22 protein-coding genes are annotated in these 21,613 nt (G+C 30.0%); 9 read left to right on the top strand and 13 right to left on the bottom strand.

Annotated elements, in window-relative coordinates; translation table 11 throughout:
- Positions 1-81 precede the first annotated feature (81 nt).
- Genes Q0997_RS07375 through Q0997_RS07365 form a run of 3 tightly spaced genes read left to right on the top strand, consistent with a single transcriptional unit; the run spans position 82 to position 3,406 of the window.
- Positions 82-1,575, top strand: coding sequence for a YfcC family protein (locus Q0997_RS07375; RefSeq protein WP_299886774.1), 1,494 nt, complete (start codon positions 82-84; stop codon positions 1,573-1,575).
- Between the two features lie 28 nt (positions 1,576-1,603).
- Positions 1,604-2,227, top strand: coding sequence for a hypothetical protein (locus Q0997_RS07370; RefSeq protein WP_299886772.1), 624 nt, complete (start codon positions 1,604-1,606; stop codon positions 2,225-2,227).
- A gap of 48 nt (positions 2,228-2,275) precedes the next feature.
- Entirely contained in the window at positions 2,276-3,406 is a 1,131-nt protein-coding gene (locus Q0997_RS07365; RefSeq protein WP_299886771.1) for an FAD-dependent monooxygenase, read from the top strand.
- Between the two features lie 169 nt (positions 3,407-3,575).
- Here Q0997_RS07365 and Q0997_RS07360 read toward each other — a convergent pair whose 3' ends face one another.
- A complete protein-coding gene (locus tag Q0997_RS07360) occupies positions 3,576-5,282 on the bottom strand; it encodes a polysaccharide lyase family 7 protein (protein WP_299886769.1) in 1,707 nt (568 codons plus the stop codon).
- Positions 5,283-5,721: 439 nt separating this feature from the next.
- On the opposite strand from Q0997_RS07360, the gene Q0997_RS07355 reads away from it, so the two are divergent.
- The 4 genes from Q0997_RS07355 (at position 5,722) to Q0997_RS07340 (ending at position 10,888) form a co-directional block, all read left to right on the top strand.
- Entirely contained in the window at positions 5,722-6,468 is a 747-nt protein-coding gene (locus Q0997_RS07355) for an FISUMP domain-containing protein (protein ID WP_299886766.1), read from the top strand.
- A 145-nt stretch (positions 6,469-6,613) separates the two neighbouring features.
- Positions 6,614-8,221 (top strand): tetratricopeptide repeat protein, encoded by a 1,608-nt coding sequence (locus Q0997_RS07350; RefSeq protein WP_299886763.1) that lies wholly within the window; start codon positions 6,614-6,616, stop codon positions 8,219-8,221.
- Positions 8,222-8,324: 103 nt separating this feature from the next.
- Positions 8,325-8,828 (top strand): hypothetical protein, encoded by a 504-nt coding sequence (locus Q0997_RS07345; RefSeq protein WP_299886761.1) that lies wholly within the window; start codon positions 8,325-8,327, stop codon positions 8,826-8,828.
- A 215-nt stretch (positions 8,829-9,043) separates the two neighbouring features.
- Positions 9,044-10,888: a PLP-dependent transferase gene (locus tag Q0997_RS07340; protein ID WP_299886758.1), complete on the top strand. Its 1,845-nt coding sequence runs from the start codon at positions 9,044-9,046 to the stop codon at positions 10,886-10,888.
- A gap of 195 nt (positions 10,889-11,083) precedes the next feature.
- On the opposite strand, the gene Q0997_RS07335 is transcribed toward Q0997_RS07340, so the two are convergent.
- From Q0997_RS07335 to Q0997_RS07305, 7 genes are all read right to left on the bottom strand, one after another.
- Entirely contained in the window at positions 11,084-12,310 is a 1,227-nt protein-coding gene (locus tag Q0997_RS07335) for a phosphatidylserine decarboxylase (protein ID WP_299886755.1), read from the bottom strand.
- 573 nt (positions 12,311-12,883) lie between these two features.
- A complete protein-coding gene (locus Q0997_RS07330; RefSeq protein ID WP_165586777.1) occupies positions 12,884-13,060 on the bottom strand; it encodes a hypothetical protein in 177 nt (58 codons plus the stop codon).
- A gap of 16 nt (positions 13,061-13,076) precedes the next feature.
- The gene (locus Q0997_RS07325) at positions 13,077-13,427 is read right to left on the bottom strand and encodes a cupin (RefSeq protein WP_299886752.1); all 351 of its coding nucleotides are present in this window, start codon (positions 13,425-13,427) and stop codon (positions 13,077-13,079) included.
- The gene (locus tag Q0997_RS07320) at positions 13,414-13,554 is read right to left on the bottom strand and encodes a hypothetical protein (protein ID WP_299886750.1); all 141 of its coding nucleotides are present in this window, start codon (positions 13,552-13,554) and stop codon (positions 13,414-13,416) included. Before Q0997_RS07320 ends, Q0997_RS07325 begins: the two co-directional genes overlap by 14 nt.
- A gap of 299 nt (positions 13,555-13,853) precedes the next feature.
- Positions 13,854-14,099: a hypothetical protein gene (locus tag Q0997_RS07315; RefSeq protein ID WP_299886748.1), complete on the bottom strand. Its 246-nt coding sequence runs from the start codon at positions 14,097-14,099 to the stop codon at positions 13,854-13,856.
- A 100-nt stretch (positions 14,100-14,199) separates the two neighbouring features.
- On the bottom strand, positions 14,200-14,760 hold the full coding sequence (locus Q0997_RS07310; protein ID WP_299886745.1) for an AraC family transcriptional regulator: 561 nt from the start codon (positions 14,758-14,760) through the stop codon (positions 14,200-14,202).
- 24 nt (positions 14,761-14,784) lie between these two features.
- Positions 14,785-15,648, bottom strand: coding sequence for an RNA polymerase sigma factor RpoD/SigA (locus Q0997_RS07305; protein WP_299886742.1), 864 nt, complete (start codon positions 15,646-15,648; stop codon positions 14,785-14,787).
- Positions 15,649-16,242: 594 nt separating this feature from the next.
- Here Q0997_RS07305 and Q0997_RS07300 point away from each other — a divergent pair.
- Positions 16,243-16,404: a hypothetical protein gene (locus Q0997_RS07300; protein ID WP_299886740.1), complete on the top strand. Its 162-nt coding sequence runs from the start codon at positions 16,243-16,245 to the stop codon at positions 16,402-16,404.
- Between the two features lie 162 nt (positions 16,405-16,566).
- On the opposite strand, the gene Q0997_RS07295 is transcribed toward Q0997_RS07300, so the two are convergent.
- Genes Q0997_RS07295 through Q0997_RS07285 form a run of 3 tightly spaced genes read right to left on the bottom strand, consistent with a single transcriptional unit; the run spans position 16,567 to position 19,163 of the window.
- Complete coding sequence (locus Q0997_RS07295) at positions 16,567-17,205, bottom strand: CDP-alcohol phosphatidyltransferase family protein (RefSeq protein ID WP_299886737.1); 639 nt, start codon at positions 17,203-17,205, stop codon at positions 16,567-16,569.
- A gap of 2 nt (positions 17,206-17,207) precedes the next feature.
- Positions 17,208-18,314, bottom strand: a complete 1,107-nt coding sequence (locus tag Q0997_RS07290) for a histidinol-phosphate transaminase (protein WP_299886734.1) — start codon at positions 18,312-18,314, stop codon at positions 17,208-17,210.
- Between the two features lie 51 nt (positions 18,315-18,365).
- Positions 18,366-19,163, bottom strand: a complete 798-nt coding sequence (locus tag Q0997_RS07285) for a phosphocholine cytidylyltransferase family protein (RefSeq protein WP_299886732.1) — start codon at positions 19,161-19,163, stop codon at positions 18,366-18,368.
- 464 nt (positions 19,164-19,627) lie between these two features.
- Here Q0997_RS07285 and Q0997_RS07280 point away from each other — a divergent pair, with 464 nt between their 5' ends.
- Entirely contained in the window at positions 19,628-19,780 is a 153-nt protein-coding gene (locus Q0997_RS07280) for a hypothetical protein (protein WP_299886729.1), read from the top strand.
- A 133-nt stretch (positions 19,781-19,913) separates the two neighbouring features.
- Here the strand turns inward: Q0997_RS07280 and Q0997_RS07275 are convergent, their stop codons facing one another.
- Both Q0997_RS07275 and Q0997_RS07270 read right to left on the bottom strand, forming a co-directional pair.
- Positions 19,914-20,624, bottom strand: coding sequence for a hypothetical protein (locus Q0997_RS07275; protein ID WP_299886727.1), 711 nt, complete (start codon positions 20,622-20,624; stop codon positions 19,914-19,916).
- Between the two features lie 22 nt (positions 20,625-20,646).
- Positions 20,647-21,447, bottom strand: a complete 801-nt coding sequence (locus Q0997_RS07270) for a DNA alkylation repair protein (RefSeq protein ID WP_299886724.1) — start codon at positions 21,445-21,447, stop codon at positions 20,647-20,649.
- Positions 21,448-21,613: the final 166 nt, after the last annotated feature.

Genomic DNA, 21,613 nt, shown 5'->3' with positions numbered 1-21,613 from the left:
TGAATTTGTTAATCTTATATATAAACATGTAATACGCTAATTAACATTAATATAGATTTTTGTCTTTACAGAATGAAAAGTATGAAAAAAATAAAATTCCCATCTGCACAAACCATTTTATTATTAATTGCTGCTTTAGTAACGTTGTTAACATGGCTAATTCCAGCAGGTAAATATGATACATTAGTTTATAATAAAGAGACTAATAGCTTTATACAAACAAGTACAAATGGAACAACTAATTTACCAGCTACCCAAGAAAAGTTAAACGTTTTGGGTGTTAAAATTCCTCTAGAAAAGTTTACTAGCGGCGATATTTATAAAGCTATTAATATTCCAAATACATATAAAAAATTAGAAGCAAAACCTCAAGGTGTTTTTGAGTTTATTAAATCACCTATTAAAGGAATAATTGAAGCTGCAGATATTATTTTCTTAGTACTTATTATTGGAGGTTTAATTGGAATTATTAATAGTACAGGTGCTTTTGATGCTGGTATTACTTGGTTAGCCAAAGTTTTAAAAGGTAGAGAGTATTGGCTTATTATATTAGTTACAGTTTTAGTTGCGGCTGGTGGTACAACTTTTGGATTTGCAGAGGAAACTATAGCTTTTTTTCCTATACTAATCCCGGTGTTTTTGGCAGCTAAATATGATGCTCTGGTTGGTGTTGCTTGTATATTTATAGGGTCTTCCATAGGCACAATGTGTTCAACCATAAACCCATTTAGTACTATTATAGGAAGTGATTCTGCAGGAATTAACTGGACTACAGGTTTAGCAGGAAGAACAATCATGTTAATTTCCTGTTTAGTTATTTCAATTGCTTACATGATGCGTTATGCTAAACGCGTTAAAAACGATCCCACAAAGTCTATCATTTATGATCAGCAACAAGAAATTGCAGCATTGTTTAGTAATACAACTACCACAACTACTAAAATAACACCACGTTTAAGTTTGGCCTTATTCATTTTTGCTATGTGCTTTGTTATCATGATTATTGGTGTAGTAGCTTTAGATTGGTGGTTTATAGAAATGACTGCTACTTTTTTAGTTGGTGCTATTTTAATTGGTGTTGTTGCTAATATTAAAGAATCTACGTTTGTAGATACTTTTGTTAAAGGCGCTGGAGATTTATTAGGAGTGGCATTAATTATAGGTATTGCACGAGGCATAACAGTAATTATGGCAGATGGTTTAATAAGTGATACTATGTTGTATTATGCAAGTGATGTTACTAATGGTATGAATAAAGGTTTGTTTGCCTCGGTAATGACTTGTATTTATGCGGGGTTATCATTTTTTATTCCTAGCTCATCTGGTATGGCCGTTTTAACAATGCCAATTATGTCTCCGTTAGCTGATGGTGTTGGTGTAGGCAGGGAAATTGTAGTAAATGCTTATCAATATGGTATGGGTTTATTTTATTTAATTAATCCAACAGGTTTAATTCTTGCGTCATTAGCTATAGTAAAAGTTGGTTTTAATAAATGGTTAAAATTCATAATGCCATTGTTTATTATTTTGGTTGTTTTTACTTTAATTGTAATGACAATCTCTAGTTATATATAAATATTTACTCAATTAACACATTAATTAAATGAAACACTGGGAAATCAATAAAGAAGACTCTAAAAAAAAGTATTTAACATTAAATAAAGAAGGTTTCTGTTTAACAGAAATAGACGATAAGTTTAATATAGAAGAAGCTTTAGAAGATAAAAAAGTACTAAGTCATAAAATTATAGCATTATCAGATCTAAAAGAAATTTTAGTAATAGATACAGACCATTCTATAGAGTTAAGATATGAAAGTGATAAAAAGACTGATGAAGATTTAGAATTACAACCACATATATATAAGGAGGTAAAAACCTTTTTAATAGATAATATCAATGGTGTGGAAATAAAAGAATACAGTCTTTTAAAACAATTAACTCCAAAGTTAATTGGACTTGGCGTATCTGGATTATTAACTTGGATTTTATTTACAACTGCTTCGGCTATAGAAAATGGAGAAACTATATCTACATCTGGTGGCAGGAGGCGTTTTTTTAAACGGGTTATTGTATGGATTGCAGAGACTTTAGGAGTAACAGGAACATTAGTTATTGGAGGATTAATTACTGCATTTTTCGCCTATTTAGTGATTACTAATATTACAAAGCCAAAAGAAGGACAGGTTATTAAAATTAAAGCAGCTTCTAAGCTTAATTTTGATTAAGAATCAAGACGTTTTTCGTATATTTATAGTACTAAATTCATACTACAAATGTACACAATAATAGGTGCTGGTATTGGAGGTTTAACCACTGCTCTAGTCTTCGAAAAACTTAATATAGAATATCAATTATTTGAAAAATCATCTGGACCAAACGCCATTGGTGCAGGTATTTGGTTAGCACCAAATGCACTTCAGGTTATGGAGTTTGCAGGTGTTTTAGATGAAGTTATAAATGTTGGAAATGTAATTAATCGTATTACATTAACAAATCATAAGTTAGATATAATAACAGACAGTAGTCAATTACCAGCAAAAGAAAAATATGGTTTTTCAACAGTAGCTATACATCGTGCAAAATTACAATCGGTTTTGATAGATGCGCTTCCAAAGAATAAAATACATTGGAATAAAACAGTAAAAACAATAGCGCAATTAGATGATACTATTAGTGTTACTTTTGAAGATAATTCAAAAAGTGAAAGTAGATATCTTATTGGGGCAGATGGAATAGATTCTAAAGTACGTTCATTTATATTTCCTGAAGCAAAAATTCGTTATTCTGGTCAAACGTGCTGGCGAGGTGTTATGGAAGAAGCACTGCCAATTGAGTACCAAGAAAGGGGTATTGAAATGTGGGGACAAGGTATTCGTTTTGGAATGTCGCAAATATCTAAGTCAAAAACATATTGGTTTGCAGTACAAAAAAGTAAAGCATTTGGTAAAGATGACAAAAGAACTCTAAAGAAAAAGCTTCTTAACGATTATAAAGCATTTCATCCGTTAGTAAATACAATTATAAATAATACTAATACAGAAACAATTTTAAGAAATGATATTACAGATTTAAAACCAATAAAACATTGGCATAAAGGTAATATTTGCCTTATTGGAGATGCAGCACATGCTACTACTCCAAATATGGGACAAGGCGGAGCACAAGCTATAGAAGACGCTTATTATTTAGGAAGATTAATCGCAGAAAATTCAAACAAAAATATTTTTAAAGCTTTTTACATTAAGCGTTACAAAAAAGCAAATGCTATTACTAGTAAATCATGGTTAATGGGAAAAATCGCACATTATAACAAAGCAGCTTCAATTAGAAATCTACTATTTAAAAATATTCCAAAATCGGTTTTAGATAAAACTATGCATGCTGTTTATGAATTAAATGAATAGTTTTAATTAATTCATACCACTACTCTATTTTATACTCATTATAGATTATTGCAAGGTCACTTTATACGAATAGTATTCTTTATAAATAAATGTGCAAATTAAAGTTATAAAATAAAAAAGCAGAAGATAAATTACCTTCTGCTTTTTTGTAATAATAAATGACTAATTCTTATTGATGTGACTTTTCTAATTTATAGAATGTAACCTGTTCATAATCCGATGTGCTAGATACAGACTTATTACCAGAATATAAGCCTGCTTTAAAATACATCCAATCATTAGCGAAACCACTATTACTCATGTTATATGGTTTTGATGCAATTACACTACCGTTTTCGTTGTAAAGCGTTACATTAAGCATATTGCCATTAACTTCAATTTTATAAGAGAACTCTTCATTAAGAGCGATACCATTTGAGGGACTACCAGCACCTGTATAATCACCAGCGCTAGAACCTGTCTCTGTAACATAATTACCAAGCATGTTTTCAAAGACTTCATTGCCATTACTTGGTTCGTGAGCAAAATAAATAGCGCCTTTATTATGCCCTGGTTGTTTATGGTAATACAAACGTATTGGCTCGTCTCCACTAGCATGGATTTGTCCAATGATTATTCTACCTATTTGAGAAGAACTTCCAGATGTAGTTGTTACTCTATTAACTTTTAAAGTTGCTTCCATAATACCATCTACTCCACCAGCATTATTTTTATTTGTAGAATTTGAAGAACTAAAGACCCAATTGTTTCCGTTTATACCAGAAGTAGAAATACTGGTATTTGTACCACGTAACATCTCTCTTAATTCCACCCTTGAATAAGTTGAATTAGTAGTTGTTCCTGCTCCTTTTGGATAGTTTTTAAATACCATACCTCCATCATTTGGATCGGTATAAAATTGGTTACTAAGAGTATAACCATTATTTAATTGAGAAACAGATTTTTCAGCTCCAGACGATAATGTAATTTTCCACGTAGAAAGATCAAAGTTTTCAGATGGTGCTTTATTAGGATCTAAATTCCCTATTCCGCCACCTCCATTGCTTCCATCTGTTGTAAAAGAGCTTTGAGCCTCAGTATATGCTGAAGCAGAATTATCAGCACATTTAGCACGTATTTGCCATTCGTAATCTGTACCAGATGATAAACCTGTAAGAGTAACAGAGTTTGTATTTAATGAATATTTATAAGACCAAGTAGAACTATTAGTCGTTTTATATCTTACATTATAATGGTCTATATTGTTAATAGCATTCCATGATAAAACTGCTGAATTAGATGAAGGATTACTAGATCTTCCGTTTGGTGCTGATGCATTACAGGTGTTTGAACTTGTTCCTGGTGTTCCAAAAATCTCTAAATCTAAAACACTATTCCAGTTATTTGATGTGTTTCCTTGAAATTTTATACGTAGATAGCGTGTGTCCATGTTTTTCAAATCAAATTCCTCATGAGCTTCTGTATTACCTGAAGAACTTTTTTTTCCTTGCCAATTCCATGAATTTCCATCTGTACTTTTCCAATATGAAAATGAGGCCGATCTTTCATCGCCTTTGTGAAACGCGATATTAACATAGTCAACACGTACCTCTTGTCCAAAATCTATATATACATTAGCAGAAGTACCAAAACCGGACCATCTAGAAGTCATAGAACTATCGTCAATATTTGCTATAGGATTTGAGGGTTGTTGAGTTGATGCAGTTATACTATTGTAAGAAAGTTCTACAGAAGCACTAGATTTTTCACTAATAGTAGTTATTTTTTCATCTTCATTCTCTATTAATTCTAAATCATCTTTTGTACAATTAAATATTAAAAAGACCAATAGCAGGGTTGCTATTTTAGGATTTAAAACTGTCATGTGTTTTCTCATTGTATTTGTTTTAGGTGTTATTATGCTATTAATTCTACATGACATAATAAATTAAGACATTGATAAGATTTGGGAATTTTATCTGGTAAACCAAATTGGTTTACCAGATTGGTTGTCCAAATATATATATAAATTTATGAATAATACAAAAAAGTTAATAAAATCTTAATCATTTCTTAAAATCAATATTCTTTAGAAATGTAAATCGCAATTATAGGCTATGATTTTTATTAATATTATAATGAGATTTTTAAAGTTTGTTAAGTATGAACTATTAGTTATTTAGATACATTAAGTATGATATAAAAACTAATAATCCTTTAATGAACTGATATAATATAAGTTAGAATAAGTAGTGTCTGGAATTTCACCCTTAAACGTGAAGCGTTTAAATAAAAAAAGAATAACATTTGTAATATAATAACCCAAATAAAGATATATGAAAAAACATATTAAACGACCACTACTCGTTTTATTATTTACTTTAATGCTTTTTAAATGTTCTAATGATGATGATAGTGCAGTTCAGTCTTCAGAACCAGAAACAGTAACCGATGCCGATGGCAATGTATACAATACCATTAAAATGGGAAATCAAATATGGATGTTAGAAAATCTAAAAACGACTAAATATAATGATGGTTCTTCTATAGTACAATATAATTTTGATGTAAATGGTATTAATTGGGGAAGTATAAATAATCAAGAAGCATTTTATAGATGGCCAGATACTAACGATTTAAATAATGTTGTAGATGAAGAATTGCCTTTTGATTATTATGGTGCAATGTATAATCATTGGGCTATTGAAAGTGGGAAATTAGCACCAGATGGCTGGAGAATTCCAACAGAAGCCGATTTTGTAGAATTAGTAAATTTTCTAGCTAATGAAGGACATACGGGTAATGAGGCTACAGTATTAAAAACAGAAACAGGATGGCTGCCATCTAGTGAAAATGGCACAAATCTTTATGGTTTTAATACATTACCAAATGGCTATGTAAATGCTTTTGGCGGACCTACTTTAGCAGAAGGTACATCAACTTGGGCTACATCTAATGTAAATGGTGTAAATCCCGGTTCTCAAACTAGAAAACTTATTACCATTTTTAATAACGGACCTGTAAATTTTGATGATAGTGCAATACAAATTGGCGCTGGTATTAGATGTATTAAAATACAATAGTTAAATTAAAATATATTAAATAAGCACATGCCTCTTGGTTTGTGCTTTTTGTTTTCTGTGTAAGTCTTTTTTTACGATAGTTAATTATTGTAAGATGTTTTTTAGTATTTTGTTATCAAATAATTTAATTACTAAAATCAAAAAATTGACTTTAAAACTAAGATTATACTTCTTTTTATTTATATGTTATACAAGCATATCTTATTCTCAAAATAAAATAGATTCATTACAATCAATTTGGGAAAATGATAAAGAAATTGATTCGGTTAGGTTTAATGCTATAAGAGATTATTATAATATTAATAATCATTCACAACCAGATTCAACTTTAGTTGTACTTGATTATTATTACAAACTAGCTAAAGAGAAAAATGCCACCAGAGATATGTATAGAGCCTTAAATAAAAAAGGTAATATATACAGACTTAAACGAGATTTCGACAAAGCATTAGATTTATATAATGGCGCTTCAGATTTGGCAATAGAACTTAATAATCCCGTTCTACAAGCTATTATAATTGGTAATATTGGTAATATTTTCCTTAAAAAACAAAATTATAAAGAAGCAACCTTGTATTACACTAAAGCCTTGAAGATTTTTCAAGAACAAAAAGATTATGATGGAGAAGGAAGAATGCTAACTAGTTTGGCTGGTATCTATTTAACGATAGGTAGTTATGATTTGGCGTTAGACTATTATAATAAATCTCTTTTAATATATAATAAAAGAGGTATTAAAAATACAAGTACAGCTGTTAATTTAATGAATATAGGTTGGATTAATTATGAAAAAGAACAGTATGATAAAGCCTTAGTTGTTTTTAATGATGCCTTGACAATACTTGAGCCAGAAAACAAAAACTTTTTTATAGCTGGATGTTATAGCTCTTTAGCTAAAATACACCACAAATTAGGTGACTTAAATCAAGCAAATGTCTTTGCCGAAAAGAACTTGAAGATGGCTACAAAACTTAATGTAGAACGTAATATTATTGAAGCCCTTTTAATAAAAGCCCAGCTAGCTTTTGAAACTAATGTAGAAGATGCTACAAAAAAGGCAGAAGCAGTTTTAAGACGTTTACCTACAGGAATAGATAAAGAAATAAAAAAAGAGGTCTATCAACTATTATATAAATGTTACAAAAATGAAAACAAGTTAGAGTTATCGCTTAAAATGCATGAACTCTACACAGTATATAATGATAGTATACAGCAAGAGCGAAATAGTTTCGCTATAGCTAGAGAAGCAGTTAAGAATGATTTTGAAGTTAAGATATATGAGACAGAACTTGAAAATGATAAAAAACAAAAAGCGTTAAAACATAATCAACAAAAAAGAACCCTTGGTATTATTACTGCTGCTGCTCTATTAATTATTTGCATCGTATTGTATTTTAGGTCTAACATTAAAAAAAACAGAAAAAAAAGAGAAGCATTATTAGAGGAAATAGAGCAACTAAAAAGTAATACCGCAACAAATAACCTAATTGTAGATTCTGATAAATTTAAATTAATTAGAAGCGAAATTGAAGCTTCCATAAATAGAAAGCTAAATGAAACCGATTGGAAAGTGCTTAATATTTTATTAGACCAACCAGAAATTACCAATAAAGAAATTGCTGCAAAAGCATATTTAAGTGTAGATGGTATTGGGTCGTCTTTAAGAAGAATGTATACCTATTTTGATATTAAAGAGACTAAGTATAAAAAAATCTCTTTGCTTACCGAAGCTATTAAAAGATCAAATAATTAATTTCTATACTTTTAGCCGTGAAATCAAGTTTTTCACCTCTATACGTGACGTCTTTTTCGAATATAAAAACGAGCTTTAGATTAAAATTTAAAAACAAATTGTTATGAAAAAGTTATTATTATGTGTGTTACTAGCACTATCGTTTACGAGTTGTGAAAAAGAAGAGTTAAACGAAACACAACCACAACAAGAACTAGAAAAAGCTAAGGTTATTGGTGAATGGGAAATGTATCGTGATGAAAATTTAGAATCCATGATAGATCAATGGACAGGAACAGAATGGACAACAGTAGACGTTTGGTTTCAAAATACAAGAGAAGATTCTCAAATTATTTTAGAATTTAAAGCAGACGGTACTTTTGTAGATCGTTACGCAGATGTAGAAGTTGCCAATGGTGTTTGGGAGAAACTAAACGATGGTCGTTATGCAGTTAACTATATCCAAGACGATAATGTTAACGATGCATTAACGCAAACAAGATATATTACTATCTATTGCGATAACACCTACTCTATTGAGATAGAAGGCAATGATAGAGCTGTTTATTACTATAGAATTATAGATACAATAGAATGTTCAGATTTAATAAATTATAATGTAGAATAATACCCGGAATTCTATTTATGCAAAGCATCTTTTAAAAATTTAAAAGATGCTTTTTTTATTAATATGGATGTTGCTGTTATATTAAAAACAAATACTTACAAACCTAGAATTTCTAATAAATAAAGCCATTAAAATAGCTTAGTTAAACGTTTCTAAATACTTTTATAAAAAAGAGGATTTAATGTATCTTGGCAGTCTATTTAAAGGAAAAAATTATGCTAGGTAATACAGTGCTAACTTATATTAAAGCGGTAATAGAAAATATGCCAGCCGACTGGTTAAATCTAACAACCCATCGATTAGATATTTACGATGAATCATTGGCGAAAACTCAATTTCTAGAACAGTTTGAAATCTTATTTAAAAATAATAATTCTCAATTGTCATCGCTAAACGAATTACCTACTGCATACGATTATATTCGATTAGGACATCCATTATCATGTGTATTAGAATGGACAATTGCAAGCTTAAATAATATAAAAGCAGAACAAGTTATTAGTTTTTCTTCTAAGACCGTTCCTGTATTAGCAGTATTAAGAACAAATTTGTTAGCAAATAAAAACACAAGAATTCTTTATACTGGAGAACTTCCAGAGTGTTTTGATGCCAATGTTATAAAAAACACTTATGGTTACGTATTTGATTTAGAGAAAGTTGAAAACGATGATGCTATTTCTGTTTTTAACGGAACTACTATTTTTTTATCAGAGAAAGTTGATGTCTGTAATTTTAATATAATTCCAAATGTTGATTTTTTTATTAATACGCATTCACTATTAGGAAGTGTATTGTTAGTTAACGGAGAGGAAAACGAAAGCTACATCTCAGAAATACAACATGTAAGACGACGAGAGACTATTGCCATGACGCCTGCTAACACATTAGTAGCTTTTAATTCGCTTTTAGATCAAACTACTATTACTACTAACAATAATAGTGTTGAAAGCAATAAAACACTTGTGTTAAACACAATACAAGACATTACTAATACTGCTATAAAACCATTAGTTGGCTCTAGCGGATTATCTATGCAATATGCTATTGTTATGGGCTTAGTTCATGATGCATTAGAAAACCATAAGGGCAAGGCGATTAAAATAATAGTACCACCAAATTGCTATGGCGGTACAAACGATCAAGCAAGACGTGTTGCAGCTTGTAGTGATGCTATTGAAGTTATGGATTTGCCAGTTGATGGTGATAATGATATGGTGCAAAGTATAGATATGGTTTTAAATACCATTGCAAAAGAAGATGCTATTCCATACATTATTGCAGAAATCCCTACAAACCCAAGAGTTGAAGTTCCAGACCTTGAACAATTAAAAGCAGTTTTAACCAAGCCTCGTAAAACCGAAACTGGAGCAACTGCAGTAGATCCTGTTTTTATTTTAGACCAAACATTTTGTCCTAATGTGCACTTTTTAGGAGAAGATAATATATTAGCATCCGTTAGAACTATAGCCTATGTAAGTGGTTCTAAATTTCCTAGTGGAGGTAAGTGTACTGCTGGCTATTGTGTAGCAAATAAAAAATCTGAAGGCTTAATGCAAAAAATAGAATTGCATCTAAGACTTTGTGATAATGAAGCGACACATCTTCAAATGGAGCTATTAGCAAAGCAATTGCCATCTATGAATCAAAGAATTCATGATGCCTATATAAATACGCGTGAATTTGTAACTTTTATTAATGAAAAATTACCAGAGGCGAAAATCAATTTTGTTTCTGAAGCATTAGCAAGTCAAGGTTTTACACCATCTGTTTTTTCATTAGATCTACCTACAAAAGGTAATACAGATGAAGATAAAGAAACCTACAAAAGAGCGCTAAATCTTAAATTAATTAATTTAATGATTACTAAAATCCCTAATGAGAGTAAGTTTTGTGTAAGCTATGGACAATTAAAAGGTTGTTATTGGACTATACCAGCTACTTCTACACAAGGTACAACCAAAGAAGGCGATAAAGATTATATTGTACGTGTGGCATTATCTGCCAATTTAGATTTAGAGCGGCATAAAACAATCTTTACAGAGTTTGTAGATAATATTTAGAATAACACTTAAAAGTATATTATAAAAAGCATCTTTTAACCCGAGTTCGATTAATATCGGATATACTATAAAACGTCAATTCGAGTGATTTTTCGTATTAAAATGGAGAAAAATTGTATCGAGAATAGTTTTTTAGATTTTAAAAGATGCTTTTTTTTAAATTTATTTGTCTTCTATATAGTTTTCTGTCGAAAACTACTTAATTAATTTCCCTAAACATTGTCTTACTTTCATAAGTGTTGGGTTATTTGGATCTTCAACAGGTTGATTGCCAACCTCAAAATCTATATTCACGTCTTTATTGAATGCAAGTACAATCGATGAACCGCCGTAACCAAAGTGTCCCATATACTCACCTTGCGTAATAGCAGCCGCCTCTTTTGTAGCACTTATTATACTTCCAACACCCCAGAAACCAATGGCAACCATTGCAACAAGCCCAAACTCCTCAGTTTTTATTATCCAAACGTAACGTTGGTGTTTACCAAGTTTTTCATACCAACCTACTTTATCGCTATCACTAGGTAATGTTGGTGCATAGAAATCCTTTGGATCGTAATCTCCAAAATCATAATTGTAAGACCCGTTATACATGCCTTGGTGAGCTATTGTTCCGTTTACTGGAGCATGGAAGTGATGATAATCTGTAAACCATAGTAAGATATCAAGTAAATCTCCACCTATAAAATGACTTCCGTATCCTGGTAATGCTTCCTTTAAATCAAATCGGTCTGATTTACCAGGAAGATCATAATCCTTATTTTTTAATTCTTCAACATCAGCCATTCCATCTGCACGATTAAGGTAAAATATACCGCCATCACAAGGTGCAACAATAACATCATTAGGTTGTTTTTCACTGCAAAGTGGTCGTTGCCCTGCTTTTAAGTTACGTAGAAAGAACTGGTTAAAAGACTTAAAACCACCCGTTGGAACTTCGTAATCGTTAATGTTAAAAGGATGCGCTGTTGTTCCTGTGTATTGCATCCATTCGTCTAATGTTGCAGTTGACGAGGAGCTGTTAATCCAATCGCCATGGAAATTAAGGAATGCTGTAAACCAAGGTTTAAAGCTTTCATCGTTAGCTAAAAGCAAACCAGAAGTTGTGTTTACTAAATAATCCCAATATTCAATATATTTCCCAGGACTTGCTGGTGTTGGTGTATAAGTTAACCAAGCAGTAAAAAAATCTTGAAGTGAAGCATCTCCTGTTAAATATGGATACCAGTACTTTATAGTAGATTGACTACGATTAGGCAATATTGTTTCTATGCTAACTTCTGCTAAAGCAGCAATATAGTTTAAGTTATTGTTAGACTCTGCAAGTATAGCTTCCAGGTTTTGAATATGGGTTTTAGCTGCACTTTCTTTTGTACTCCAATCAATTGGAGTGGGTAATGTAATTGTTGTAATTGCACTCATGGTAATTTATTTAAATACGTTCCTACTCTATTATAGTTTTTCGGATGCCACTCTCACATAACAAAAACCAGATAGTAGCTACTTAAGCAAATAGTTTGTTTCTTATTATGTTGTAAAAGTCTAATTATGCTCTAGTCTTTACTAGGGTAAAACACCTGTTTTCTATAATCAGGTAGAATTCCCTAGTTGTAATACAGCATTGTATTAGATTAATCAAAGTTGAGAGAATAATAAGCTTAATTTAGTAAAGATGTCATGGAAGCATGATATTTATGCATGAGCGTATATATAACCATACCTAAGACAAATAAACATAAATAGATATAGAAAACACATAGCACTCTTTTTATATTTTGTAAACGGTATTTAGAATAAAAAATAAGAATTAACATATGTTAATATCTTGTTGAGAACTTTAGCTTACAGCAAATTTAATTAGTTGATTATCAGTTTTAAAAATATAACTTAGCTTAACATCTTATGAAAAACACTTGTAGCCAGCTTGACTGGTTATTGAAACGATTTTTTATCAATGAAACATTACCAAAAGAACTTTCCTAAATTGAACTATATCTAGTTTTCATTTTTATAAAATTCAATTTCTCTTTCAAAATAAACTTCTTCTTTTTCTTCTGGATGATTATATACATCACAATAATAGACTTTTCTCGCAAAAATTCTAACTTTTAGAGATTTTGTAGGATTAACTTTTGCACACACTATATCACCTGATTTAAATAAATTACTCATAATTATTGATTTTATTCTATGGTTCTAAATCATCATAGCCACTTTTTAAAATTATTGAAAACATCTTAAATCTTTCATTTGCTTCTATTGTATATAAAACATGACCAGGAATAATCATTGAATCATTCTTTTGTAAATAAGTGGATATGTCGTCTACCACAATTTCTGCTTTTCCTTCAATGACATTTACAAAAGTTGAAAAAGGTGTTAGTTTGGGCTTATACACTTTGCCATAGTCCAACGCTAAAGCCATTATATTGCCTGTTTTTTCATTTAAAATGTGTTTAACAATTATGGCATTGGAAACATATTTTAGTTTATCGCTAATGTTGAATGCCTTAAGGTTTTCAAATTCATAATTCTTCATAATACAAATTGTATTTACTCATCTTTTTTGATTCGTCTCTTTTCTGCTTTAGCCTTTTTCTTTTCTTTCGCTCTCCTAGTTGGTTCTGTTTTACTGTTTTTAGCTTTGCAGCTTTTTCTTTTGACATGATTATAATTTTTGAAGGTTAATTAGTAAGGATTTATAGTCTATTTATATAGTTGAAAAACACAGTTATATATATCATATTTTTTACCAAAACAAGAAAGCAGACTTTTAAATCTGCTTTTCTAATCCCAGATAATTTAATTTATCTGGACTTCTCTAACTGATTAATAGCTTTACAAAGTTAACGATGAAATTGTTTATTAAGTTATACAACTTGTAGCTATAGTTACATAAATCACTGATTTAAAATAAAGCCAATAAAAAATAACAGTTCTTAATTCATAGACTTAACTTAATATTCTAGATTGTATTTGCAATGCTTTTATAATTTGATTTCAAGATACCTACAACTTCATTTCTGTCTTTATCTAACTTGTTCTCTAATCTTTTAATTAAATCTAATTCTTTACCACTTTCAAATTTCACATCTTCTGAAGTTAATTTTGGATATTTTACCTTCAATGCTTTAGATTGTTTGTCCCAATCGCCACTAAATTTAAATAGCTCACTTGTCTTTTTCTCGCCTTCTTTGTTCTGGGTTTCCATAATTATGTATTTAAAGCAGTGCTTAATTGTACTACTATCATAAAGATGACTACTAATACCTTAAATTGTGTTACACAACTGACATATATGATTACACATGTTACAGATTCTCTAGATTCAGCTTTCTTTTTTGTCCGATTTTTTTATAAAAAGAAGGTGTATGTCCAGTAACTTTTTTGAATTGATTAGACAAATGAGCAACACTACTGTAATTTAATTTATAGGCAATTTCAGTGAGATTAAGTTCGTTGTAAAGAATCAATTCTTTTGCCCTTTCTATTTTGTGTTTAATAATAAAATGCTGAATAGTAATTCCTTTTACTTCTGAAAACAAATTTGATAAATACGTGTAATCATAATTCAATTTTTGTGCTATGTAATCTGAATAATTAACTTTTGGGACTTCATCAGAATAATGAATCATTTCTATAATCACGTTTTTTATTTTATCTATAAGAATACTTCTATTATCATCCATTAATTCTAACCCTGATATCGCTAAATTTGATTTGAATTCTTGTTTTTGAGATTCGGAAATATCTTCTTTTATTTCAATCATTCCAAGCTCAACACTTATATAGTGTAAACCCAGTTTTTCTAGCTCATTTTTAACGAAAAGCTTGCATCTTAAGCTTACCATATATTTAATATAAAGCTTCATTAATTTTTAGGAATTAATCGTTTTTCACCCCAAATACTTTATTAAAAGGTGAGATTTGTTTGAGTTTTTTATTCTTAAAATCGCAGACTCTTTTATTTGCCTTACCCGTTCTCGCGTTATTCCAAATAATTGAGCTATTTCCAATAAAGTCATTGAAAATTCTAAGCCTATACCATAATGAAGTTTAATTATTTCTCCCTCTCTTTCTGAAAGAGAATTCAATACAGCTTCTAAATCTGTACGGAGTGAATCTAACAATAAAACATTATCCGGCTGTGGATACATATCGGTAACAATAACGTTATGCATATTAAGTTCTGTTTCTTGCGATAATGGTGCATCCATAGAAACACTATATCCTGAACTCTTAATACAAAGTTTAACTTCTAAAACAGGCACCTCTATTATCTCGGAAATCTCATAAACACTAGGCTTTCGGTTATTCTTTTGTTCAAAAAAAGCTATTGCCTTCTTTATTTTATTTATAACACCTATCTTATTAAGAGGCAGCCTTACTGTTCTTGAATTTTCAGATAAAGATTGTACTATGCTTTGTCTAATCCACCATACGGCATAAGAAATAAATTTGAATCCACGAGTTTCATCAAAACGTTTTGCCGCTTTTAATAATCCTAAATTTCCTTCATTAATTAAATCTGGGAGTGACAAGCCTTTGTTTTGATGTTGCTTAGCCACAGATACAACAAATCTAAGATTGGCATTTGTTAGTTCATTCAAAGCAAGTTGATTGCCCTCTTTTATGAGTATAGCTAATTCAACCTCCCGTTCTAATGATATTAAATTTATTTTGTTAATATCACTCAAATATTTATCTAATGATGAATCATCTCTATTTGTAACTTGCTTAATTATTTGGAGTGGTCTCATTCAAACTAAAGTTTTATTGAATCATCCAAATAGTAATGAAATTTCATTCTCTATAAGGAGTTCTTCGTTACAAAAAGTATCCGCTAGTAAAACAAAAAAATAGAGGAAATAAGGTGGAATAGAAAAATCCTTATTAAATAATAATTTTGGAAAACTTTTGTAAAGAAACGTCTTATAATTGGGATAATATGTAGTTATTCTTTTTTATTAGAAAATGAATAGGAAAGTTCTAACTTGATTCATAACAGATTGGGGTGCAACAAATCAATTGAATAGTAATTTAAAATGCTAATGTTCAACTTATATTTAGTCATACCAAATTAAACACTTATATGATAAGAACCTCGTTTTCGAAACCATGTTAACATGAGCTTATATTACACTTACCATATAGCCATTATTTGTTATTGTCTTGTTGAGAATGGACATTAGTGTTGTAATAATAACGCGATACTTTTAAACATGAGATGTCCTTCTAACCTTTGCTGGTTTAAATTGATTGTTAATAATGATGCTTATTCCAATTAAAAAGATCACCTTTAGATAATTGCAGTTAGAACTAGTAACTTTTGCTAAACTTAAAAAACAATAAAAATGAAAACATTAACTATTTTTCTAAAAGAAGTACCAAAAATCAACAACAAAATTAGAAATGTTATTACCTATACTATTAAAAATGAAACTGAAAAATATCACTATTTAGATATGCATAACCACAATATTAAAAAGTACCAAGTATCGTCATTTAAATTGTAACTTATAAAAATGATACAATTATGTCTTTAAGATCTATTCTTTTCAATTCCATTTATTACTTTTTTTTAACTTTATCTACTTCTTTTTATAACCTGCGTTCCATAATTAACATTAAGTTTCATGTTAAAAACTTAATATTAATTCGACACTTTCTTTAGTTTACTATATTTGGTTATATATATCCCTTCCAAAAATTAATGTTAATACCAATACATATATAATTAAAGCATAGACCCATTTTCCTGAAAATTTAGGTATTGGAATTGATGACAGATTTAAAGTGGCTAAAATTAGCAATACTACATACATTAGTATTGAAAAAACAGTATGGTCTATAAAACCTTCAAATAAAAAAACAAATGCCAAAATTAGAGCATTATTATCAACTGAAAGACCTCTATAAGTTTTACTATCTATAAGGCCATAAATATTAAAATAGCTTAAACGTATTGCACAAATTGCAATAATTACAAATGCACCAGGTATAAACCATATTTCATAATTTCCATAACTTAAAAGTAATATTGCTGGGTAAACACCAAAGCTTACAATATCTATAATAGAATCAAACTGTACCCCAAAAACGCCTTGTTCTTTAGTTCTACCTTTTATTTTGCGAGCTATAATGCCATCATACCAATCGAATAATACCGACCATAATATAGCAATAATTGATGCTAAAAACTGTCCTCCTATAGCAAAATAAATGGCTAATACTGTACAAAACAATCCTATTAAAGAACAGATATTGGGTAAGTCTTTTACAAAACTTAACATGCTTGCTTGTTTATTTTTATTCATCGTTATTTACTTTTAAAGTACATTACATCCTTTAACGCATCTATAAGTGTGGCGTTTTCATCTTTAGTACGGCTCGCAATTCTAATATATCTATCTGCATCTGGCTGGGTTTTTCCTACATTATGTTTAATGTAAATGTTGTATTTAATAAAAAGGCGTTTTGTTACTTCTGGTCCGCTTAAAGCTATATCAGGCAAACGACAATAAATATAGTTTGCATCTGGTTTAAATACAGTCATGCCATCTATAGTGCATAAGTTTTCATAGAAAATATCTCTATCTGTCTTAACGACTTTACAACTATCTTCGAATTCTTGCTTGTATTGAGGTAGTATTCTAAGAAACTCTTCAGCAAAACCATTAATATTCCAAATATGAACACCATTACGAACAGACGATGCTAAATTTGTATTAGCTGTTAGTAGATAACCAATTCTAAGACCACAAATCCCGTAAGCTTTACTCATACTCTTAAGTATGGCCATATTTGGATATTTAGCAATATCTTTCTCCAAACTTATTTGTTCATTGTTATCGGCAAAATCAAGAAAAGATTCATCGATAATAAGCATGCATTTACTTGGTTTTAGCTTTTTTGCTAATCGAATTAAATCTATTTTAGGAACTAATAGTGATGTAGGATTATTTGGTGTGACCACAACAGCCATATCTGCACCAACTTTTATGGCTTCGTCTGCAAATTTATCAACATCTAATTCAAATGAAGGAAAATCAAGAGGAAACTCTACAACGTGACCTTCTGGTGCTGCATTTACATATTCATTAAAAGATGGTACAGGTACAATTAATTTTTTTGCTAAACTTCCAGATAGTATTTTTATAATTTCTGCACCTCCGTTACCTACTACAATTCTTTCTAAAGGTTGGTTAATAATCGCACCTACAAGCTCTGCTAATGCATTTTGTGCCATTGGGTAATTTAAAACCAAATTGTTGATATTAGCTTTTAAATGATTAAATACTGCCTTAGGTGGAAAGTATAAGTTGTACAGGTAAGCATGGTCTGTAAAATGATGTCTATAGTAACCACCATGCTGTTTTGATATGTATTCGTATTTTTCTTCTTGAGTTTTATATTTACTTAGCATTACAATTTCATGTTTAATTAAATTATTCCTGTTCTGTTCGCTTAGATTAAACTATGTTAAAGTGTTTTCTAGCGCCTCTATTTCAATCAATTCTTTAGGGAATAACAATTCGGCTTTCGCTAAATCTTTAAGGTTATCTATTTCATACCATGGTTGATGATCAAATGAAACGGATTCTAAAACTAAACTTTTGTTGTGAGTCATTTCTGCCAAAATGTTCTCATAATAGCAATTTACATTGCCTTCTGAAATATATTTATTCAGTCTTATAATAATGGATTTCCAAGATATAAGTGAAAAGCTGTAAATATTTACTGTTTTATATCTTGTACCTGAGTAGTCTTCTGTAGTTCCCTTTTGAAACGCTGTAACCTTATTTGCCTTATCAATAGAAACTGTTGTTCCATTAAGCCATGGTTGCATAAGAGCAACAGCCATTCTATCTGGATAAACCATATTATCTAATAAAGTCGTGTTTAATACTAAATCGCTTTCAAAAAGTACAAATGGTTCATTTATGATATGACGAGCCATCCACAGCGAATAAATATTATTGGTAGTCTTATATAAAGGGCTATGAATATACTCTATAGAAATGTCTCCTGATTTTTTGCCAAGATTATCCATGATACATTCTTTTAAATGACCAGTTACAATTACAAGTCGTTTAAACCCTTGGTTTTTTAAATTTTTTAAAAGTCTATTTAGAATCGATTTGTCACTTACTAACGTAAGGCACTTTGGGGAACTTTCTGTTAGTGGGAAAAGACGACTTCCAGTACCAGCCGCAAGAAGTAATGCTGTGGTTATTCGTTTTTGACCACAATCATTAACTGAATCATTATTCATATAAAAATATATTAATGACACCAAAAAAACTAAACATGCGTTTAAGCATCTAGCGTGCTATATATTAACACTCTGATGTTGGACTAATTTCCTGATAATTCAACTATAAGTATGAAGTCCGCTAATGTGATGATTTTGCCTAAAAAGGTCATCAACAAAATTGATAGTGAATGATTGATACTAAAAGATTAGTAATCCTTGAGCAAAGGTACGTTAATTATTAAGAGCAACTAGTGCTTGCTTCCAATTTCTACTAATTACAATGACTATAATTGATACAAGTTTTGCTACTTAATATATAGTTTATAGCGTTTAATCAATCATGCAAAAAAAATAATTTACCTTTAAAGAAAATGAGATTTTTATTATTTGTAATAAATAATATCAATAAATCGTAAAACACCAATAAATATCAGTAAATTTGGATCCAACTCCTGTATTTCCAACTATTTAATCTTTATGATATGGCCTCAATATTACCATTCCATAGTACGCATCCTTCAGCAAAAGTCTATCATGACAGTTCACTTTGCAAAGAGGGCAATAATATTGAGTCTATATATATAAAAACAGGAACGGCAGACCGCAAAAAATGTAAATATTGTACTAAAGCATAGAGTATTAAATTTTAAATAACAACGCCTTTAGATTTAGCAAACACTTTAATCAAATCTACTGAATCTTCAATCTCCTCACCATTATCTAAATCCCCAAGCTAGCGCTCGTTTGTAACGAGTGCTTTCAATAATATTAAACAATAATCCCTTTAGATTTAACATAGGCTTCAATACTACTATCTGTAGCTTCAATATCTTTAGCGTTATCTAAATCATACATACCTCCTATTCCAGTACCTTCAAACAACATTCCAAACACTTTAGATTGCGTCTCTTGTTTTACGTCTTGCCAACATTCTAAAAGAAACGATGTGACTAAGCTATCTGCTTCAATTTCAAAAGTACTTAAGTCTTCTTCCTCTTGGAATGCTTCGTAATCAATACCTAAAGCTTCTAATAGCTGTTCTAATACGGATTCTAATAATTCGGTATCAAATTCTAAGTGTAATTCTAAACGGTCTTTTATAATACCATTGGAGTAAAAAGTAGTTGAAGGTTCTGAGGCTATAAAAATACTATTCCAATAATACACATGATAATAGACATCGGCAGCTTTAATAATGTCATTTTTATGAGTGTCTTCAAAATCTAATTGGCTTAATTGAATTTTTCTAAAAAATATTTTCACCGTTTCCATATATGGGTTTAGTATAAACACAAGAAAAAGATAATCTCGAATGAGCATAAACTCTAAATAATAGTTCATGTTATCAAAATCTCGACCTTTATTCTTTTTGCTAATTTTTTTAAACCTTTTTTCTGTTATTGGTATACGTACGCGTTGTGATTCTTTATTTAAATCCAAAAAATTAAAAATCATGAGGTCTTTTTTCTTTCGTAGCATATTTAGTGTTTTAATAAAAGAATTATTTATTAATAGTACGTAAGCCTTTTTTAATAATATAAGCAGTTTCTTTTGTAGTAGATTCTTTTTCCCATGTATTACAAACGTTTTGTACCCATTCTGGTTGCGATTTACTAGCATCGTTAAGCCAATTCCCTACAGAATCTCTAACATATTTTGAAGTGTCATTCTTTAAAGGTGCTATTAGTGGTAATCCTTTTTCTGGATTATCTTGAAAGGCTGCTATTTTTTTAGTCCATACACCTACTGGTCGTAAGGCTTCTACGGCATAACGGCGTATGTTTTCGTCTGTATCTCTGGTCCATTCACTTAAAATAGAAATAGATGTATCTAAATCCTCAATCATTCGCTCTTTACTTGAGAAAATAACAACTTCACGAACACCAAAATGACTATCGGCAGCATAAGGCTTCATGGTTTTTAATAAATCTATGGTAGTGTCGTGATGTGTGCTTTCTGCCCAACAAGACCAGCATCTCACCATATCTGAAGTATGTGTTTTTAATACTGTGTATGTTTCAGTATTTGTAGTTAATATTCCTAAAGTTTCACCAATAACCTTAGTAGTACTATTGGCTGTTGGTTTTTTTTGAGCATTAACTGCTATTTCAAAATCTGTATACCAATCTGCTTTATCTAGTTGTTTTAATACTAATTTTAAAAGAGTTAGTTGGTCTGTTGCTAACCATTCCATTAAATTCCTGGTTTCAATTAAACCTTTATTAAGATAACTTATCACTTCAGGGTTAATATCTTTTAAGCTTCGCGCTCCTTTTCTATTAAGTATATGTTCTGGTATCATACAATGGTTTTTACCAAAAATAAAACGATTCTTTTATTTATGCTTAGCATTAACACAAAATTATCTTTCATAAATTTGAGTGGGTTATTATGTGAAGACTCTAATAAAATTCTAATTTTCAATCTTATTCCGTAGCTTTGTTTTTGCTTAGAAAAAAGAATAAGAA

The organism is uncultured Lacinutrix sp. (assembly GCF_947500325.1).
Taxonomy (GTDB): Bacteria; Bacteroidota; Bacteroidia; order Flavobacteriales; family Flavobacteriaceae; genus Lacinutrix.
This window is presented reverse-complemented; position numbering and strand designations above follow the sequence as displayed.

Coding starts and splice junctions, on each gene's coding strand:
- Q0997_RS07305 (WP_299886742.1), bottom strand. CDS start 15,648: ATGAGACCACTCCAAATAATTAAGCAAGTTACAAATAGAGATGATTCA.
- Q0997_RS07370 (WP_299886772.1), top strand. CDS start 1,604: ATGAAACACTGGGAAATCAATAAAGAAGACTCTAAAAAAAAGTATTTA.
- Q0997_RS07270 (WP_299886724.1), bottom strand. CDS start 21,447: ATGATACCAGAACATATACTTAATAGAAAAGGAGCGCGAAGCTTAAAA.
- Q0997_RS07310 (WP_299886745.1), bottom strand. CDS start 14,760: ATGAAGCTTTATATTAAATATATGGTAAGCTTAAGATGCAAGCTTTTC.
- Q0997_RS07355 (WP_299886766.1), top strand. CDS start 5,722: ATGAAAAAACATATTAAACGACCACTACTCGTTTTATTATTTACTTTA.
- Q0997_RS07360 (WP_299886769.1), bottom strand. CDS start 5,282: ATGAGAAAACACATGACAGTTTTAAATCCTAAAATAGCAACCCTGCTA.
- Q0997_RS07320 (WP_299886750.1), bottom strand. CDS start 13,554: ATGTCAAAAGAAAAAGCTGCAAAGCTAAAAACAGTAAAACAGAACCAA.
- Q0997_RS07315 (WP_299886748.1), bottom strand. CDS start 14,099: ATGGAAACCCAGAACAAAGAAGGCGAGAAAAAGACAAGTGAGCTATTT.
- Q0997_RS07300 (WP_299886740.1), top strand. CDS start 16,243: ATGAAAACATTAACTATTTTTCTAAAAGAAGTACCAAAAATCAACAAC.
- Q0997_RS07325 (WP_299886752.1), bottom strand. CDS start 13,427: ATGAAGAATTATGAATTTGAAAACCTTAAGGCATTCAACATTAGCGAT.
- Q0997_RS07335 (WP_299886755.1), bottom strand. CDS start 12,310: ATGAGTGCAATTACAACAATTACATTACCCACTCCAATTGATTGGAGT.
- Q0997_RS07280 (WP_299886729.1), top strand. CDS start 19,628: ATGGCCTCAATATTACCATTCCATAGTACGCATCCTTCAGCAAAAGTC.
- Q0997_RS07295 (WP_299886737.1), bottom strand. CDS start 17,205: ATGAATAAAAATAAACAAGCAAGCATGTTAAGTTTTGTAAAAGACTTA.
- Q0997_RS07345 (WP_299886761.1), top strand. CDS start 8,325: ATGAAAAAGTTATTATTATGTGTGTTACTAGCACTATCGTTTACGAGT.
- Q0997_RS07330 (WP_165586777.1), bottom strand. CDS start 13,060: ATGAGTAATTTATTTAAATCAGGTGATATAGTGTGTGCAAAAGTTAAT.
- Q0997_RS07375 (WP_299886774.1), top strand. CDS start 82: ATGAAAAAAATAAAATTCCCATCTGCACAAACCATTTTATTATTAATT.
- Q0997_RS07285 (WP_299886732.1), bottom strand. CDS start 19,163: ATGAATAATGATTCAGTTAATGATTGTGGTCAAAAACGAATAACCACA.
- Q0997_RS07275 (WP_299886727.1), bottom strand. CDS start 20,624: ATGCTACGAAAGAAAAAAGACCTCATGATTTTTAATTTTTTGGATTTA.
- Q0997_RS07365 (WP_299886771.1), top strand. CDS start 2,276: ATGTACACAATAATAGGTGCTGGTATTGGAGGTTTAACCACTGCTCTA.
- Q0997_RS07340 (WP_299886758.1), top strand. CDS start 9,044: ATGCTAGGTAATACAGTGCTAACTTATATTAAAGCGGTAATAGAAAAT.
- Q0997_RS07290 (WP_299886734.1), bottom strand. CDS start 18,314: ATGCTAAGTAAATATAAAACTCAAGAAGAAAAATACGAATACATATCA.